Genomic DNA, 17770 nt, shown 5'->3' on the forward strand with positions numbered 1-17770 from the left:
CTTCATCTTGGCGTTTTAAATTCTTTTGAGGCGGCGAAATTGCACGCAGTTATTGGCTGCGTAGGAAACTTAAAGTTGCTCTACTAGAAACCTTCCGTCTTTGATACAACCTACCTCGATAGCACCACATGGGCTAAAGCGCTTTAGCTTCCCTATTTGCTGTAAAGGCTCATATAAATCATTACCGTCGCGCAAAAGTTCACGTGTAATTTCACCTGAGACAGAGGCTTGCGCTACTGTTTCAGCTAGCGAGAAGACGTCTAATTTTTTCATTCGATACCTCCTACAGACTATTTGAAAATTAAGTGGGAGTGAGAGGCGTAGGTAGCGCTTCAACTCCCTGATAATACACAACCTCACTATAATGATAGCTATGATATGTCACAAAGCAAACTACATGCTTCATCAATAATATTGCTCCTTTCTTACAGGGCCTTGAGAATTTAGACAAGTTCACTCAGAAAGTGGTTGAGTATGAAATACCATAATTAGGCGAAAATGGAGTTAAGAGGGGCTGATCATTAAAGCTTCGGCTGAATTCAGCGTATTGAGTTTGTCCACTAAAACCCGAATGATAATACTGACCATTAGACCAATTCGGAGCAAACTCTCCAATAGTACTGTTTAATAACAAACCAGACTGATAATACTGACCATTAGACCCGTTCGGAGCAAACTCTCCAATAGTACTGCTTAATAACCAACCAGACTGAATTCTCTGTGCTGCAATTTCCCAACTAGATTCGTGTGGCCATAAAGAGATAGCCGCGTACTCTTCAGTATTAATTGGCTTTATATACCCGCTTAGTGCAAGTGCCGCTTGATTACCTTCATCCGCTAGCCTATGAATCTTCTCAATATACTCCTTTTTTGGGTTGCTCAAATTACTATTAGGCACCCTCTCGATATATCTATTGTAAGATTCATCAAAGTTTTGAATAGTATGGGCTATCTGGCTTTCTTCTATCATCTCGCCATTCTCAACATCGTTTACAAGCGATTCAAGCTCTTTCTTTTGTAATTTAAAATCCGCTAAAGCAACTCTATTTTTTGTATCATTTACGAGGCCACCACTCTCACTCAAAATAGATGGAAAGGCAAGCCCACAAGTAAATGCGAAAAAGAAGGCCTTCTTTTTCTGATTTGGGTCAAACGTTGTTAAAACATAAACGCCAACACCAGCCGCCATAGCCCCGCTTACAAATGGCACAGCGACAAGGTTTAATAACTTAATGGCAGTTAAAGGAAATGTACTTGGCTCATTCCAAGCTGATGCAACTGAAAGCATCCCTCCAACTGCGCCACCAATGAGTATCAAAGAAATCTCCAATGAATGATCTAATATTGACCTATCGCCAGTTGTCATGCCAATCTCCCTTTGCTCAATTTTTAGAACCAGAATAGTACAATTATTGACCACCAACAAACATTTGATAAACATGATTGGGCCGCTGGATTTAGTAATATGTCACATTATTTTATGATTTCGTGTCTCTTTACACTTTAATAATTAAATCCTTTTCAACTAGGCTTTTATGCAGCTCAGAAGTCGTTTTAGACTGCGAGTGAATATAACGTAAGTCGTCATGTGCGAGCTTGCTCCACTTTCTAAATGGAACTACTTTACTTTCACTAGTTGCCTCTTTAGCTCTAATTGACTTTAAGCTTTGCGAACTAGTTTCAATTTGTGCGGCAAGCTTTCTAGCAAGTACGGTATTATCGATATCAGGGTACTCGTCTTTCAACAGTGCAATTTCTGTAGCATAGTCTTTGAAATCTAACCCGAAGATTTTAAGGAGCGACTTAAGTTCTGTGTCTTCAACTTCGCTAATATTTTCTTCAAGTTCTTGTTCTACATTTTCGTACAGCTCTTCAACTATACTATCCACATCGACAGTAGGGAGTGTTAAATCAGAGTACTTTTCTATTTCACTGACTCTACCTGAGCGGAGCGCATCCAGCATAGGATGAACACTTTTCATTTCTTCTTTGTACACTGTGTCCAACAACGGGATAGTTAACTCTTCAGCTCCAGAAACGATTGCTCTTATTTGAGCAATAACAAAGATTTTTACGGTTATATCTAAAATCCCTTGCGATAAAACAAATAAATGGGTGAGGATGTCTTCTGAGGGCTTTTTTGTACGTTTCTGAACCCACTGGAACCTCCATAAGCGTCTTACAAAACCTCTCCAGCGATCTAAGTCCTTTTCTGTCTTTGAAATACCCCAATGCATGCTACCAAAACCAATTTCTCTTCTCGCGCCACGCAAATCCTTCGAAATACCAGTTGCTTTTGGTGTACCTACAACAAGAACAGGAATTCCGAGGGTATTAGTGAGCTCGGTAAAGAAATTGATCAAAAAGTCACGTTTTTCTTTGGTGTCTTGTAAATGCTGTATTTCGTCAATAACAAGCACGCCTATAGAGTGGTCAACTGCTATCTGCTTCATAGCTTGTAATAAGGTTTTCTCACCAATTCTGATTTTCTGAGTGTACCGACGGTGATAAACAGTCCCTAACACTTCATCTACTGCATGGAAAAAATTACTGCAAAGACTTGCTAAGTCACCATTAGACGGACATTCAACAAATACGTAAGTGAGTTGTTGGTGCATGTTGTATTTAGGGTGCTCAATAAGTTGCGGATAAGTCGAAAGAATCTTCTTTACCGCCGTTGTTTTTCCGCTACCTGAACAGCCTATAAGCGTTGTGCTTTGGACTGAGCGATCTGTTGTGGGGAAAACGTTAATAGTCGCCTCTTTTCCTTGGGTTTTTAGATAGTTTTCTTGGATAACTTCTTTATCTAGGTTCTTTGCGGGGTTCCGTTTAACATAGCCGCTACGAATCATAAGCGATAGCTTCTTTTCCAAATTTAAATGACTTGGAAGAGGGTGAAAAAAATCACCATCCATAAGCTTGGCAATAGCGTGAATTCTTAAATTAGCATGCATATTTAGCTCTGCTTCGCTATGCGCAGGCCTTGATGCAAGAGCCTTTGCGAGAGCAATATCATCAACGCAGATTTGGGGCAACGCTTCAATAAGCGGATTACCTCGGTATTCAGCTAAGCCCGGGTCGCTATAGCTTGCCGTTACTGATGTTTGAGTAGTTTTCATTCGTCATCTCCAAAAATGTCATCTGGAATTTCGGGTGCCTCAAAGCTGGCAGGCTTTTTTATCGGTTCTACGTTATTTGGTATTTTTTGATTCGGGCTATGCTTTTTCGCTCCGACAGAGCGAGATTTTCGTTCATCAGCCAGCGCTTGCTTTTTATTTGCCTTTATCGCACTCACTCTCGAACGCGCAGATGCGTCTGAGGTATTTCCTTTGTGACGTTTCATCGCCGCTCTTATACGGTTTTCAATTCCTTCTTCCGCATCAAGCTGTTTGCTTTTATTAGCTTTTGCTTCAATATCGCCCATTAGCTTCACAGCACGATTTGTTTGCTTGGCTTCATAAAACGTCATGTCTTGAAATGCACGGCTACGTTCAGTGAGGTTAGCGGCCCAGAACACTTGCTCTTGTTCTTTGGGAAATATGTATATGCTGTTTGTGCTGCGTGGGTCGTAAGCAATTTCAACTTTTTTAGGCCTTGTACGATGCTTATCCCTTAAAAACCAACCAGCCTTAAATGCTTCAGGGCAGCTAAACGTCAAAGACTGAAACTTTATTCCCTCATTAGAAACTGTAGCCATTTCTCTTGGCAGAGTGTGAACTTTGAACTCTTTAACACCAGCGCTCCTCAACAGACCAGACCGATTCTCTATACCCCACTGCCACAAATTCTTTGGAGTACGTGGTAATTCGTCAGGTATACCAGCGTCAGCATCATACTTTTTCATAACACTTAAATTGTGCTTATAGATTAGTAATACAAGAATTTCTTCCAGCTCTAAAAGTGTTAATTGAGCGTCAAGACGATAGTCTTTTCCTCCACGCTTTTTCACCGTTTCTGACGTTACTGCACCGGGAGTGTATGGTATGAAGTCGGCTTGGAGTGTCCTAAATCTTTGCTCGACTATACCCTTAGCGTCACCTCTGCGAGCTTTAGCATTCTCGATACGAACGTTATAAGTGTTAACTAACGATTCCGATTGATGAGTAAGTAGCTCACCTTTGTCAGCTAGAATAGCAGTAGGTAGACCAATTGCTGGCCAGTCTTCAAATTCAATTGGTATACCTAGTCTCTTACAAACGTCGACTTTGTTCTCTAGACAATTTGCAATGCACATCATGGCAAGCACATATGAAGGAGGTTCAAACGTCAGATAATAACCTACGACTAACCGAGAAAAGACGTCAATAGTTAGCATAAGTGTTGGTCGGCCTATGATTTTGGTAGAGTCTTTATCGCTAACTAAATATAAATCAACAATCGTAGCATCGAACTCAAATCTATCACCGGGCGCAAGTACTTGTGCCGTAGCAGTACTTTTTAGAGGCCTAATATCCTTTTCGTAGTCAATTTTTGAGCTTCTCAATTTTGCGGTATCAGAAGCGTCATACTCCATTTTAAAAAAATGTTTTAACTGTAGGATCGTCGGATAATCTTGGCTTTGGATGTCGGGATACTTCTTTCTAAATTCCAGCTCTACTTTACTCTGGACTTTAGTCCAAGGCATTCGCGTCACTTTTAAATAGTACGAGTCGATTGCCTTCCTAAAAAGCTCCTTAATGTTTTCATCAATAGGAATACCAGTTCCAGATGTGACTGTTCGTTTCCTGCCTACTTTTTTATCTGTTATCTTGCGAGTCTTATTTCGTGCACCCTGCTTTTGAAAATCGGGTAACAATGCCGCTTTATTTTGGCCTCGCTGCAAAAACTTGCGTGTTAAAGTGTAAAAATGTTTTATCGAGTAGGTCGCCTTACTACCATCTACAACCTCTTTGTAAAGCGCGGGCCACGCGTGGCGATGCAACCGTAACGGGTTATTGTTCACGTTTTGCATCACTTCCCAAATTTCTTCAAGACGTCGCTTTTGCGATGCAGAAGGTTGTTTTAGTGCATTGCTGACAAAAGGGTCTGGGATTATCTCAGAGCATCTTTCTTTGAGTGCACTGATAATTTCCTGTTTATCAAAAAGCTCAGGATTAGCGTACTTATCATTGATATCGATCCATAGAATATCATCAGGAAGTATATCTAGAATCCGAAACTGCCGCTCAGCATGAGAAACAACCGCATTAACCAACAGCATAAAGGCCACCGGTATTCACATTGTCAGAAACAGAAATAAGGTCACCACAATTTAGGTTTTGATATGGCTGACTGATATCGAATACGAAGATTCTATAAGCGAAAGCATTCCTTATCAGCATTAGTGAGTTACCAGTAGGTTGTCCATGTCGCCTGTCATACAATGCACAGGCTTTTGCAAGCTTTAACTCGGGGGTATCTTTTATTTCATACCACAGATCCATAACTTGAGATTCGAAGCTTTTTTCCAAATGTAAGTTTTTACCACCTAACATCCAATCGACATTGGCCTGTTGAATATGGGGGATATCCAGCTCTGTAATTAACTTCCATTCAATTCCTTTGGCTAAGCAACACCGTCTCTCTATTTCTAGTTTGGCAACAGTCTCTTTATTCATAAGATCTTCAATGTATTTGACCTGAACGGCTGTCCGTCGATTTTCAAGAGAGTCGTAGCTTAAGAGTAGGTCCGTAGTAAAAATATGAAATTTGTTACCTTTTTTCGGATGTTTAATACCAGCCTCTTCTGCCACGGTAAGCGATGTTTCTAAGTCGAAGGGATACTGTTCGCGAATATCTGTTATAGATTCGTTCCAGTCGCAAAGTGAGAATGCTAGAAATTCAAGTTTTGAAAGTAGATGTACAACTCTACCCGAGGTATGGGAGAGTGCTCGATAGCTTGTACCATCGCTAGAGATTTCTTGAATACGGATCCATGGTTGGTATGTGAGTCCACGGCCCACACCTCTGCCGCTTTCGAAGCGCTTTTTAATTTCTTCTTTTGTCAGCCATTCAAGCTTTTTCATTGTTTATGCTCACCAATCTCCTATTTGATGAGCATAAACCAAGATTTTTTATAAACCAAACTTACGTCGATTTATTTTAACCAAACCAAATATAATATCACTTGAACCAAATATAATACTGCTTAAACCAAATTTAATAAGCTCTGACACGAATAAGTGCTTCAGCTGTGTGCTTTATTCCACCGTAACCGACTTCGCCAAGTTACGCGGCTGGTCAACGTCGGTGCCCTTAATTAGCGCTACGTAGTAGCTCAAAAGCTGTAGTGGCAAGGTATAAATGATAGGTGCGATTGGTTCGTCGCAGTGCGGTACGTTGATAACGCGCATGGTTTCATCACCTTCAAACGCCGCATCTTTATCCGCAAATACGTACATGATGCCGCCACGGGCACGTACTTCTTCAACGTTCGACTTTAGCTTCTCGAGGAGTTCGTTGTTCGGTGCAACCACAATAACGGGCATTTCGTCATCAATAAGCGCAAGTGGGCCGTGTTTCAATTCACCAGACGCATACGCTTCCGCATGAATATAAGAAATCTCTTTAAGCTTAAGCGCTCCTTCCATGGCAATAGGGTATTGATCGCCACGACCTAGGAACAAGCTGTGGTTCTTATCTGCAAATTCTTCAGCTAAATCTTCAATGCCACCAGTTATCGCTAAGGTCTCTTCAAGCTTTGCAGGCAGACTATGAAGCGCAGAGACAATAGCTTTGCTGTCAGCGTCTGTCATGCCGTTTTCTTTGCCCAGTGCTAGGGTAAGCATTAAGAACGCAGTGAGCTGAGTAGTGAAAGCTTTGGTAGACGCAACGCCAATTTCCGCGCCAGCGCGGGTCATAAATGCAAGGTCTGACTCGCGTACTAATGACGAACCCTGAACGTTACAGATAGTCAAACTAGACATATAGCCCAGCTCTTTTGCTAAGCGAAGGGCAGCTAACGTATCGGCTGTCTCACCTGATTGAGAGATAGTAATAAGCAGGCTGTTTGGGTGCACTACTGACTTGCGGTAACGGAATTCTGATGCAATTTCTACGTTGCACGACACATTTGCATATTGTTCTAGCCAATAGCGCGCCGTCATACCCGCATGGTAGCTGGTACCACAGGCAATAATTTGTACATGCTGTACTTTTTTGAATATCTCGTCAGCACCTTTACCAAATATGTCAGCAGTAAGTCCGTTTTCGTCAATACGATCTTTAAGCGCATTACGAACAACGGTTGGCTGCTCGTGAATTTCCTTAAGCATGTAGTGGCGGTAACCCGCTTTGTCACCCGCGTCGTGCTCGATATTCGACTCAATCACTTCGCGTTCAACGGCATTGCCGTCTTTATCGAAGATTTTAACGTCGCGACGAGTAATCTCTGCCACATCGCCTTCTTCTAAAAAGATAAAGCGGCGTGTCACTGGCAATAATGCCATTTGATCTGACGCAATGAAGTTTTCGCCAAGCCCCAAACCAATTACAAGCGGGCTGCCCGAACGTGCAACCACTACGCGACTAGGATCTTCTTTATCCATGATGACGGTGCCATACGCACCGTGGAAGGTTTTAACGGCACTTTGCACAGCGTCTAGTAAAGTCTTACCTGACTTAAGCTCTTCGTGTACGGTGTGAGCAATAGTTTCTGTGTCGGTGTCGCTGGTAAAGGTATAGCCCTGCTCTTTTAACTGTGCTTTTAAGTTAACGTAGTTTTCAATAATACCATTGTGAACAACAGCTACACGTTCAGTTGAAAAGTGTGGGTGCGCATTCGCTTCAGTCACACCACCGTGCGTTGCCCAACGGGTATGAGCAATTCCAGTTGTACCCAAAGCTTCACCTTCTGCCACCGCATCAGCAAGCTCTTGTACTTTGCCTGTACGGCGAATACGCGTAAGCGTGCCGTCGCCTTGCAATAGCGCTACGCCAGCTGAATCATAGCCGCGATACTCCAGTCTTTTTAAACCTTCTAATAGGATTTCAACCACGTTACGCTCAGCTACAGCGCCAACTATTCCACACATAATTATTCTCCACTCGGCGCTGCAATAAGTACTGTCACGCCCTGATTTTCAATATTAAGTTTGTCTTGTTCACAAATGCCTTCATCAGTGATCAAAACAGAAATGTTTTTCCAGCTTAGCTCTAGGTTAGGCATTTTATGCGTTAATTTCTTTGAGCTGGCTACTATAACCACCTTACTCGCCGCCACAGCCATGGCGCGGGTTACACCAATAAGCTCGTTAAAGGTGGTGGTGCCTCTATTGACATCTATGCCCGCGGCACCAATAAACGCAAAGTCAAAACTATAGGCACTAACCAACTGTTCAGCCATAGCGCCTTGAAACGACTGAGATTGGGCATCCCATGTGCCCCCTACCATTAACACCGTCGGCTCTTTTTCACTTTGGGTAAGGTAATTGGCGGTTGATAATGTGTTGGTCATTACCACTAAATCATCGGCATGTGATAAATGGGGTAAGATGGATGCGGTGGTAGACCCGCAGTCTATAACGAGCTTATTGCCCGGTTTGACCAAGCTCGCTGCAAGTTGGCCTATAGCGTTAATTGCTGGGCTAGTAGTTGAATTCGCGAAAGGGTCACTGGTAATAAACTGAGATGGCCCAGCATTTGAGTTGGTAGATGATGGTACAGGCACTGCGCCACCAAACTGTCGAATCAGTAAACCTTGCTGCGAAAGGGCTGCGAGATCTTTTCTAATGGTGACTTCAGACGTAGCAAAACGCACGGCCAAATCTTCAACTTGAGATTGACCATGCTCTTTCACCCACGCCACTATCTGCTGGCGGCGCTGTTCAACCGATTTACTACTTTTCAATATAACCTCATGCTCTTGCCGCCTTCTCGCTAAACCTTTCTGTACGCGTTGTTCCAATTGAGAACAAGCCATGAAAAGTCTGCAAAACAGTCCGCAAACACACCTTCAACATTCAATCATAACTTTCAAAACGAAAGTTATTAGTTTTAAAGTGAAAGCATCGTAAGTTAAATTGAAACGACGATCAAGGTAATTGTTTAATTAAACGCCAGCGATTTCTTTTGAGCACTCGCTTTTATGGCTAGCTCAATGACTTTGATAACAGGTACGACCGTACTCGCGTCAGCCGGCGAGAATTTACCGTCTTCAATAGCGTGAGCAAGGCGATTGAAAAACGTGAGATATTCACCCTTCAATGTTGTCACCGTCTCTTCAACTAGCTGGCCGCTTTCATTGACCACAGCTAGCACGCCATGCTCGTTATCTTTTGTAATCGCCCAGTGTTCATCATCAAAGGATAGCTCTGCACGCAATTGATCTTCTTGCGGATCTAAATAGAACTTTCGAAAGCTGCCTTTTGTGCCTTGCAAGTCGTAGCGCAATGTCGCGCTGGCCTGAAAAGCTGAACTACCTAGCTTTACAACTTTATCAACATAGTGAAGTGTTACATCGAACGTGTCATCTGACTGTCCATTTTCACGCAAGACCTGTATGTTTGCCGACACTTCTTCCGGCTCGCCGAAAAGCTGTAGCGCTTGGTCGATTAAGTGGGGACCTAAATCCCAGAAGATACCGCTTCCTGGCCCTGCATTTTCACGCCACCTGTCTCGTGGTACTGGGCGAAATCGATCGAAGCGGCTTTCCAAACGTTTAATGTCGCCAAGTTTTTCATCGTTAATTAGCTGCTTAATCGTAAGAAAATCGCCATCAAAACGTCTGTTGTGATAAACACAAAGCTGTTTATTTTGAGAATGTGCAAGCTCTACTAAAGCCTCTGCTTCTTCACTATCTAATGTAAATGGCTTTTCTACCAATACGTGACAGCTGTGCTCTAATGCCAGTTTCGCCTGTGGCCCATGAAGGTGATTTGGGGTTGTAATAACCACCAAATCTACATCGTGAATTTTAAGCGCTTCTTCCAACGAGCCATACACTTCAGCATGGGGTAAAACTGCGTTAACCACATCAGGTTTTGAAGAGATAACCACATCGACAGAGAACTGCGGTAGATAATTTAGAAATGGCAAATGAAAGGTTGTGGCGGAAAATCCAAAGCCAACCAGAAGTGTAGATATCATCGCATATCCTTGTGTAACGAGAATTAAGAGGTAAGTAAACACACACTATCAGTAATGATAGATAGGGGAAACCTTAGATAGTTCATTATTTAGAAGACAGATAGCTGAATGAGTTGCGTTTACAGCGACACAGTAGACGTTAATTTAAGCCCTCTGATTTTATCATCTTTCTGACTGGGCGATAGTTTGATGAGGCTGAAGAAGAAACTGGGCTAGCTAAACACTATTTGTGTTTGCCAGCCCTATCTCACCATGTAACCCGTTAGCGAGCTTTAATAAGGATACGTCTTTATTTTTTGGTCGGGCGCGGCCAATTTGGAATATTGCGCTGCTTACCGCGGGCAACGGCTAGCGCGTCTTCGTCTACGGTTGACGTAATCACGGAACCAGCACCTACGGTAGCCCCTTTGCCAATGCTTACAGGCGCGACAAGCGACGAGTTTGAGCCGATAAAGGCATTGTCGCCGATAACGGTTTTGGACTTGTTCACACCGTCGTAGTTACAGGTAATTGTGCCTGCGCCAATGTTCGCTTTGGCACCCACTTCTGCATCGCCTAGGTAGGTTAAGTGATTCGCTTTGGCGCCCTCGCCTAAAATAGCCTTCTTCATTTCCACGAAGTTACCCACTTTGGCATTTCTCTGCATTACTGCACCAGGGCGTAGTCGAGCGAAAGGCCCGACCGTACAGGCTTCACCTACACTGGCTTCTTCAACAATAGAATTAGCTTCAATTACAGCGTTATCGGCAATAGTACAGTTGCGCAGAATACAGTTTGCACCAATGTTGACGTTGCTACCAAGTGTCACCTTACCTTCAACAATAACGTTAACGTCGATAATTACGTCGTTACCGGTTTCAAGCTGGCCGCGTAAGTCAAAACGAGCAGGATCCAGCAAGGTCACGCCATTGGTCATTAGCTCCTCGGCTTGGCGACGCTGAAGCGCGCGCTCCAGGTTAGCTAACTGCAAACGATTATTAACGCCTTCCACTTCTACCGCAGACTGTGGCTGTGCTGACTGAATTCGCTTGCCTTCGGCCGCTGCCATGGCAATAACGTCGGTAAGGTAATACTCACCTTGCGCGTTATCATTGCTTAACTCGCCCAACCAGCGCTTAAGATCAGCACCAGACATCATCATCATACCGGTGTTAATTTCTTTAATTTCACGCTGGGCATCAGTGGCGTCTTTGTGCTCAACTATCGCGGTAATGTTGTCATTCTCACGAATAATACGGCCCATGCCTGTGGGGTCGTCTAGATTTACAGTGAGCAGTGCTAAATCACAGCTTTCCTTCACAGCTTTTAACGCACTTAGTGTCTCTTCGCGAATAAGTGGCGCGTCGCCAACCAGAACAAGCACGTCTTCATTGTCTTTAATATGAGGTGCCGCTTGCTGAACAGCGTGGCCTGTACCTAACTGTTCGGCCTGTAAGCACCAGTTTAGATTATCTTCAACAACCGTTGCCTTAAGCTGGTCGCCGCCATGACCGTAGACCAAATGAATATTGTCAGCACCCAGTGATTTTACTGTGTTGATAATTCGCTGCACCATAGGTACACCACCTACTTTGTGTAACACCTTGGGCAACGATGATTTCATACGAGTACCTTTACCCGCCGCTAAAACAACCACTGAGAAAGCCATATAATTCCTTTATTTCGCAAAGAGAATGAAAAATCGGAGCATAGTGTAACCAAGGAAATAGCATATGTCAGCGGTTCATTCGTGATCAAAAGCTATTTGCAGAGTGCGAAAACTAGGTGTTTTCCTTCATTGTTATTTAGTCTAAAGTTAATGATAGTCACCTAGTAGTTCAATATTGCAACAGGTATACTTACCATTATAGGTAAAGTTCAGTCAGGCAAGGGAGCATGCGCAGTCTGTGAACACATTTAGAACACTGCATAGAAGCATTTTAGTGTTATTCGCGGTAGTGGTTATCGCTATCGTTACACTGGTACATTTTAGTATTTCCAAGATTGTTGCCGAGCAGAGTCGCGCGCAACAACAGTCACTTTCGCCCGCAATCTCACTTATTGTGGAGCAACTTTTAAAACCACTCCATATTTCAGAAGCTTTGGGGCATTCCACCGAGTTAGTAGACTTGATGGATGGAGAAACGATTGACCAAGAGGCTGTTTTCAAAACATTGGATCGTCTTGAAAACGAGTTTGGGTTGTCTTTCTTTATTGCCAGCGAGGCAGACAGAAAACAATATAATTCTGATGGCAGCATAATTAACCTGATTGAAGGGGAAGTAAGCTGGTATTTCAAGTACAAGGACTACCCTACCGATGCCGTGGCAGATATCGGTAAATGGGAAGACACCCATTTCTATATTGATATAAAGATCCACGATGAAGATGGCCGCTTCTTGGGCTTCTTTGGTGTTGGAAAGAGTCTGCGCAGTTTTATCGAGGTCTTCGATACCTATAAGCAAGAGTACGGCTACGACTTTTTGTTTGTAGATGGTGAGGGTGACATTATGCTGTCTTCTGATCCTAATCTTATTGCGTCTTACTCTGATTTTACCAATTTGTCAGAATTGCCTTGGTATGCCAGCCTTCCCCTTACTATCCAGAACGAGCAGGCACTCAACAATAAATTAGTGACGATCGACCAGAATGATTACCTTATTGCCGAAGTAAAACTTAATCAATTTGGTTGGACGGTGTTTTTACTCAGTCCACTTGAAGAACGCCAGGCTGAAATTTCACAAGCATTTATATTCAGCGTTGTAACACTACTGGTTGTTGTATTCTCGCTGTTTTTACTTATCTACAATCTGTTGTATTACTTCAGAAAAGACATGCAGCCAGATCTGGTTGTTCGCCATACTAACCGTCTTCCAGAAAAAGAGAATTTACAGCTTATCTACAAAACGCTACTGGCTGAACATAAGTCACTAAGCGTAATGCTGATTAGCATTGATGAGTTTTCTGACATTGTTGACGCTCACGGCAGAAACGCAGGCGACGACTTATTAGATAAAGTTGTGGCGTATTTGGCTGAGCACTTGCGCGAGCAAGATGTACTGGGACGCTGGAGCAGTGCAGAATTCATTATTCTATTGCCACATACCGGCCCGCATGTGGCTTTTGATATGGCACAAAATCTTCGTCACGGCATCGCTACCTTGCCGCCGCTACAAGAGTTACCAGAACTGCTTATTACAGCGTCTATTGGTATATCTTACACCGCGTCACCGCGCGCTATGCACGAAGTAACCGCGCACGCGGAAGACGCGCTTTATCAAGCCAAGCGCGACGGCAGCAATTTAGTAAGAATGCAGCTGATAGACTAGCCCAGGTTTGATTCAATCTAAGCAGGTTTAACCTTAAGGCGTTTTCTTTTGAGAACGCCTGTGGTTAACGCCACACCGAACAAAATCATTAAACCACCCACAATGGTTTGAATTGATAAGTGCTCTTGCAAGAACAGTACACCCCAAATAATGCCAAATAGTGGTACCAGGTAAGCTACAGTAATGGCTTTGGCTGGGCCGATGTCAGCTATGAGTTTGAAATACAAGATATACGCTATGCCCGTGCCACCGACAGCCAGCGCTACCGCATTTACCCATGCATTAACGCTTGGCATTGTTTCTGGCAAGGTCGCAAGCGCGAAGGGTGCTAGCATCACGCTGGCCATAGCCTGACTACCTGTAGCGACAACCAGAGGTTTAACCCCCTGCAACCATTTCTTCATCATACACGCCGCTATGCCGTAGCCAGTGGTGGCCAACAATGCAGTCAAAATAGGAAGAAAACTAATATCGCCCTCGCCGAGCTTTTGCTGACTAATAACGGTCACGCCTACAAAGCCTACAAAAAGCCCCGCTACTGCTGACTTTGTTAGTTTGTCACCTAACCACAGCCAAGCGACAATGGCGCCAAACATGGGAGCCGTGGCATTTAAAATGGCATTAACGCCTGCCTCTAAATGCAGGCTGCTGTAATTAAACAGGACGAAAGGCACCGCCGTGTTAGCCATGCCCACCAGCGCAATAGCCAACCAGTGGCGCTTTATGTCTTTTACCGACCCTCGTATTAACAGCAATGGTAGCAATACCGCTGTAGCAAGCACGGTACGAATGGCTACTAATACATAAATACCAAATTCTGGTGCGGCAACACGCATGAAAATAAATGAACCGCCCCAGATACCGGCTAACACCAGCAGCGAGATAATGTCTCTTATTGCCATTCTTTTATCACCATTTTCTTATCACCCATTCTTTTATAGCCCCAGCACCCCTTGGGCTCCTTCTAAATTAAGTAAATACTGCTTACGCGGTAAACCACCTGCATAGCCCGTTAGGGTTTTATTACTTCCGATTATACGATGGCAAGGCACAACAATAGCAATAGGGTTACGACCATTTGCCATACCCACGGCGCGGACAGCTTTTGGGTTGCCAATGGCTTTTGCGATATCTAAATAGCTAGCGGTTTCGCCGTATTTAACGTGTTGCAAAGCATCCCACACCTGATTCTGAAACGCCGTACCTTTAGGGCAAAGCGGTAGGTCAAACTCGCGTAACGTACCGTCAAAGTATGCTTGTAACTGACTGCACGCTGCTTCGGTGATGGCGTTTTTTTGCGAATGAAAGTCGTTGCTTAGCACGCTTTCTTGCGCTGCAGTTTCTCTGCCTATACCACCCTGCTTTGCGTTGGCCGTATTATCTGATTCAGCGGCACTCACGAACTCGATAGCCGTTATGCCTTTATCAGTGGCTTCAACTTTAACAAGCCCCTGTATGCTGTTCACGAAATCTGTATATTTCATACTTACGACTCTCTTTACTGATTGCTTAACTGCCACAATTGAAGGGTTAAATAACTGCGCCAAGGTGCCGCTTTTTCAGGCGCTATGGGGTACTGCTGCGCCATTTTACGAACGATTAAATCACCGCCAAGGTAAATATCAGGGTTTCTCTCCCCCCGCATTTTTAAATAGTCGAGCGTCCACGGCCCCACGCCTTTAATGGCGAGTATGTCTTCATGGCTTGGCATGTTACCGTTTATGAATAAACGAGCAAAGTGACGTACAGCCTCTTTTCTCGCCTGTGGCATACGTAAGAATTCAAGACTGTTTTCGGCCACACTTTCAGGCGAGGGAAAGCTGTAGCGTTCACTCGTTATAGATTCAAGACCGTTTGACGGGAGCGCATCAGATACCGTTTCGCCCAGCTGATGTACCAGTAAAGTCACCTGGCCAATAGCCGCTTTTACACTAACTTGCTGGCCTACAATAGCCCGGCAGCCGCTTTCAAATACGCTCCATGCACTGGGAAGGCGTAGCCCAGGCGTTAACTTGCTCGGCGGTAACCCAGACTGTAATAGGCTTTGTTCAATTAAAATCGGGTCAGCGTGAAGATCTAGTACCTGCTTTATATTTTCAATTATCGTATGAAGACGACCTAAATCAGGCATGTCGATGAGAAGTTTGAATCCGTGGCGCGCCTCGTCGTGAATGGCTTTAAAAAAGCCTAAACTTTCATTGCATGAAAGTATCGTTCATAGCTCTCGTTCGTTACTCGCTCCATGCCCTCAATAGCGCGAGTTGCCAAGAAATCTCGTACATAGGGCCAATTGTACGGCGGCCGATAAGAAAGAAAAAAAGAGATAGCCTTTTGTTGAACCGGCTCTTTTTTTCTAAGCTGGGTAGGAGACGTAGCGCAATATTGCTCTATGGCCCGCTGCAGTTGTCTCAGTGATTGATAGCCTGCCGTAATTGCGATATCTGTCATAGATAAATGAGTTTGTTGAATAAGCTGCTTTGCAAACAAAGTGCGCTGCATATTTTGAAACTGCTTAGGCGGTATGCCCACAGCATTGACGACCAACTTATTTAGGTACCGCTCACTAATACCCAACCGCATAGCAATATCCGCAACGCGCTCAATGGGAATAACAGATAGCAGCGACAACGCTCGGTTAATCGTTGCACCCACGCCTTTCCACGCCGCTGAACGAGGTGCACTGTCTGGTCTGCAGCGAAAACATGGACGATAACCATGTGCCATTGCCTGTGTGGCGTGTTGAAAGTAAGTCACATTCTCTTCTTTAGGAAGTCGCGCTGGACAGATTGGCCTACAGAAAATACCGGTTGTTTTTACCGCCACAAAAAATCGTCCGTCAAAGCGAGGATCTCTGCTAAGTCTTGCTTTTGAAAGCACTGACTCAGCAGTTGTTGAGTTTTCTGAAGCCCCCATGTCTGAGACAAAAAGATTGTCTGGCATTAGAATGCGCTTCCCACCTGTCGTTTATCACCTTTATCTAGTGTATCGTGCATTGGCCCTGTTGGTGCGACAAAATCAGAACTCAATAATTACAAACCTTGCTAGTCGAACTTTTCTTCCTTTCTTGCATATTCTTACAACGGTTCGCTTACCGCTAGAATAAATCAAATCATTGAAGAGATAGTGAGCATAATTAGCGACATTTGATCATTGGAGCAGCTAAACGCATAATAATGCGATAATAATAATGAGCGCCTGATGGATGTATCAGAAAACCACAGGCTTAACGAGCTGACTGTATGCTGAACTCTTTGCGCACCTTCAAGCTGCGCCTGTCTAAAATTTGGCTGATAGCGATGCTAATGGTCATTACACAAAGCGCTTTTGCGGATTGGCTTGATGACTATGCTAGTTACGTTCAAAAGGAAGCCTCAAAATACAACGTGCCTGGTTATGCGTTTGTGTTTTATGAACAGGGCAAAGCGCCAAGGGTTTACGTATATGGAAGTACCCGCAAACGCGGCGGAGAGAAAGTTACAGAGAACACAGTATTCAGGCTAGCTTCTGTATCAAAAACCTTTACTGCGTTGTTGTCAGCTAAACTTGTAGAAAAAAACCAGCTTAGCTGGGAAACACCGATAACCACCTTATTACCCGACATTCCTTTTAAAGGCAAAGGAATGAATGCGCTGCAACTGCAACATATCGTTGGCCAATCTAGTGGCTTTATGCCCAACGCTTACGACAACCTTATTGAAGCTGACTACTCGCTGGAGCGCGTGCTTAAATCCCTGGGCGAGCTTGAACCACTGTGTGCGCCGGGTGAATGCTATACCTATCAAAATGCACTCTTTGGTGCGCTGGAATACTACTTCAGTAACAATAATACCTCTTACTCACGACAGCTTCAGGCCAATCTGTTTGCACCACTAGGCATGAAAACAGCCAGTGTTGGAAAAGGCGGATTGTTTGCATCAGAATCATGGGCTCAACCTCATATTGCTATCGCCAGAAATAAATGGCGCGAGGGAAAGGTAGAAAGCAACTACTATCGGTTCTCTCCAGCTGCTGGCGTTAACGCTAGCATTTCAGATATGACGATTTATCTGCAAGCGCTGCTAGGCGAGTTCCCCACGGTCATATCCGATGAAATGGTGGACTATGTCACTACAGAGCGCGTGAAAACGAAGCGCGAAACCTACCGCAGAGGTTGGCGCGGCATGATTGACGATGCTCACTATGGTTTGGGTTGGCGTATTTACGACTTAAATGGATTACAGCTTAACTATCATGGGGGTTGGGTAAAAGGCTATCGTGCTGACGTGGCGTTTTTGCCTGAACACAAAGTTGGCTATGTGATGCTGATGAATGCAGAGTCGAATATGATTAATTCAACGACAGCCGAGTTTTGGAAGCGTTACTTGAAAAAAGCCGACGCAGATAAGTAATATCGGCAT

Annotated in this window: 13 protein-coding genes and 1 pseudogene; 2 read left to right on the top strand and 12 right to left on the bottom strand. The window is 44.1% G+C overall.

All coding sequences use genetic code 11. The features are described 5' to 3' along the window. Positions 1 to 69 precede the first annotated feature (69 nt). From MASE_RS18500 to glmU, 9 genes are all read right to left on the bottom strand, one after another. On the bottom strand, positions 70 to 273 hold the full coding sequence (locus tag MASE_RS18500) for a hypothetical protein (RefSeq protein ID WP_014951229.1): 204 nt from the start codon (positions 271 to 273) through the stop codon (positions 70 to 72). Positions 274 to 457: 184 nt separating this feature from the next. Then, the gene (locus MASE_RS18505; RefSeq protein WP_014951230.1) at positions 458 to 1366 is read right to left on the bottom strand and encodes a hypothetical protein; all 909 of its coding nucleotides are present in this window, start codon (positions 1364 to 1366) and stop codon (positions 458 to 460) included. A 130-nt stretch (positions 1367 to 1496) separates the two neighbouring features. Beyond that, positions 1497 to 3119 carry an AAA family ATPase gene (locus MASE_RS18510; protein ID WP_014951231.1) on the bottom strand — a complete coding sequence of 541 codons (1623 nt, stop codon included), beginning with the start codon at positions 3117 to 3119 and terminating at the stop codon, positions 1497 to 1499. Continuing rightward, on the bottom strand, positions 3116 to 5200 hold the full coding sequence (locus tag MASE_RS18515; protein ID WP_014951232.1) for a Mu transposase C-terminal domain-containing protein: 2085 nt from the start codon (positions 5198 to 5200) through the stop codon (positions 3116 to 3118). Before MASE_RS18515 ends, MASE_RS18510 begins: the two co-directional genes overlap by 4 nt. Then, positions 5187 to 6005 carry a heteromeric transposase endonuclease subunit TnsA gene (locus MASE_RS18520; protein ID WP_014951233.1) on the bottom strand — a complete coding sequence of 273 codons (819 nt, stop codon included), beginning with the start codon at positions 6003 to 6005 and terminating at the stop codon, positions 5187 to 5189. The genes MASE_RS18515 and MASE_RS18520 overlap by 14 nt, the downstream gene beginning before the upstream one ends. 174 nt (positions 6006 to 6179) lie before the next feature. Beyond that, positions 6180 to 8012, bottom strand: a complete 1833-nt coding sequence (gene glmS, locus MASE_RS18525) for a glutamine--fructose-6-phosphate transaminase (isomerizing) (RefSeq protein ID WP_014951234.1) — start codon at positions 8010 to 8012, stop codon at positions 6180 to 6182. A 2-nt stretch (positions 8013 to 8014) separates the two neighbouring features. Then, positions 8015 to 8827, bottom strand: a complete 813-nt coding sequence (locus MASE_RS18530) for a DeoR/GlpR family DNA-binding transcription regulator (protein ID WP_014977723.1) — start codon at positions 8825 to 8827, stop codon at positions 8015 to 8017. Between the two features lie 197 nt (positions 8828 to 9024). After that, on the bottom strand, positions 9025 to 10065 hold the full coding sequence (locus tag MASE_RS18535; protein WP_014951236.1) for a Gfo/Idh/MocA family oxidoreductase: 1041 nt from the start codon (positions 10063 to 10065) through the stop codon (positions 9025 to 9027). Between the two features lie 289 nt (positions 10066 to 10354). After that, positions 10355 to 11713, bottom strand: a complete 1359-nt coding sequence (gene glmU, locus MASE_RS18540) for a bifunctional UDP-N-acetylglucosamine diphosphorylase/glucosamine-1-phosphate N-acetyltransferase GlmU (RefSeq protein ID WP_014951237.1) — start codon at positions 11711 to 11713, stop codon at positions 10355 to 10357. Between the two features lie 238 nt (positions 11714 to 11951). On the opposite strand from glmU, the gene MASE_RS18545 reads away from it, so the two are divergent. Further along, positions 11952 to 13373 (top strand): sensor domain-containing diguanylate cyclase, encoded by a 1422-nt coding sequence (locus MASE_RS18545; protein WP_014977725.1) that lies wholly within the window; start codon positions 11952 to 11954, stop codon positions 13371 to 13373. A 17-nt stretch (positions 13374 to 13390) separates the two neighbouring features. On the opposite strand, the gene MASE_RS18550 is transcribed toward MASE_RS18545, so the two are convergent. The 3 genes and pseudogenes from MASE_RS18550 to MASE_RS20500 all read right to left on the bottom strand — a co-directional run bounded on the left by MASE_RS18550 (position 13391) and on the right by MASE_RS20500 (position 16313). Next, positions 13391 to 14275, bottom strand: coding sequence for a DMT family transporter (locus MASE_RS18550; RefSeq protein ID WP_014951239.1), 885 nt, complete (start codon positions 14273 to 14275; stop codon positions 13391 to 13393). Between the two features lie 33 nt (positions 14276 to 14308). Beyond that, positions 14309 to 14857, bottom strand: a complete 549-nt coding sequence (locus MASE_RS18555) for a methylated-DNA--[protein]-cysteine S-methyltransferase (protein ID WP_014951240.1) — start codon at positions 14855 to 14857, stop codon at positions 14309 to 14311. A gap of 14 nt (positions 14858 to 14871) precedes the next feature. Then, a pseudogene (locus MASE_RS20500) lies at positions 14872 to 16313 on the bottom strand (DNA-3-methyladenine glycosylase 2 family protein). 299 nt (positions 16314 to 16612) lie between these two features. Here MASE_RS20500 and MASE_RS18565 point away from each other — a divergent pair. Beyond that, entirely contained in the window at positions 16613 to 17761 is a 1149-nt protein-coding gene (locus MASE_RS18565) for a serine hydrolase domain-containing protein (protein ID WP_014951241.1), read from the top strand. The last annotated feature ends 9 nt before the right edge of the window (positions 17762 to 17770 follow it).

This window comes from Alteromonas macleodii ATCC 27126, from assembly GCF_000172635.2.
In the GTDB taxonomy this organism is placed as follows: domain Bacteria; phylum Pseudomonadota; class Gammaproteobacteria; order Enterobacterales; family Alteromonadaceae; genus Alteromonas; species Alteromonas macleodii.

Excerpts from the sequence above, each read along its gene's own strand:
- MASE_RS18535 (WP_014951236.1), bottom strand. The coding sequence starts at position 10,065 with ATGATATCTACACTTCTGGTTGGCTTTGGATTTTCCGCCACAACCTTT.
- MASE_RS18565 (WP_014951241.1), top strand. The coding sequence starts at position 16,613 with ATGCTGAACTCTTTGCGCACCTTCAAGCTGCGCCTGTCTAAAATTTGG.
- MASE_RS18515 (WP_014951232.1), bottom strand. The coding sequence starts at position 5,200 with ATGCTGTTGGTTAATGCGGTTGTTTCTCATGCTGAGCGGCAGTTTCGG.
- MASE_RS18550 (WP_014951239.1), bottom strand. The coding sequence starts at position 14,275 with ATGGCAATAAGAGACATTATCTCGCTGCTGGTGTTAGCCGGTATCTGG.
- glmS (WP_014951234.1), bottom strand. The coding sequence starts at position 8,012 with ATGTGTGGAATAGTTGGCGCTGTAGCTGAGCGTAACGTGGTTGAAATC.
- MASE_RS18500 (WP_014951229.1), bottom strand. The coding sequence starts at position 273 with ATGAAAAAATTAGACGTCTTCTCGCTAGCTGAAACAGTAGCGCAAGCC.
- MASE_RS18510 (WP_014951231.1), bottom strand. The coding sequence starts at position 3,119 with ATGAAAACTACTCAAACATCAGTAACGGCAAGCTATAGCGACCCGGGC.
- MASE_RS18520 (WP_014951233.1), bottom strand. The coding sequence starts at position 6,005 with ATGAAAAAGCTTGAATGGCTGACAAAAGAAGAAATTAAAAAGCGCTTC.
- MASE_RS18555 (WP_014951240.1), bottom strand. The coding sequence starts at position 14,857 with ATGAAATATACAGATTTCGTGAACAGCATACAGGGGCTTGTTAAAGTT.
- glmU (WP_014951237.1), bottom strand. The coding sequence starts at position 11,713 with ATGGCTTTCTCAGTGGTTGTTTTAGCGGCGGGTAAAGGTACTCGTATG.
- MASE_RS18505 (WP_014951230.1), bottom strand. The coding sequence starts at position 1,366 with ATGACAACTGGCGATAGGTCAATATTAGATCATTCATTGGAGATTTCT.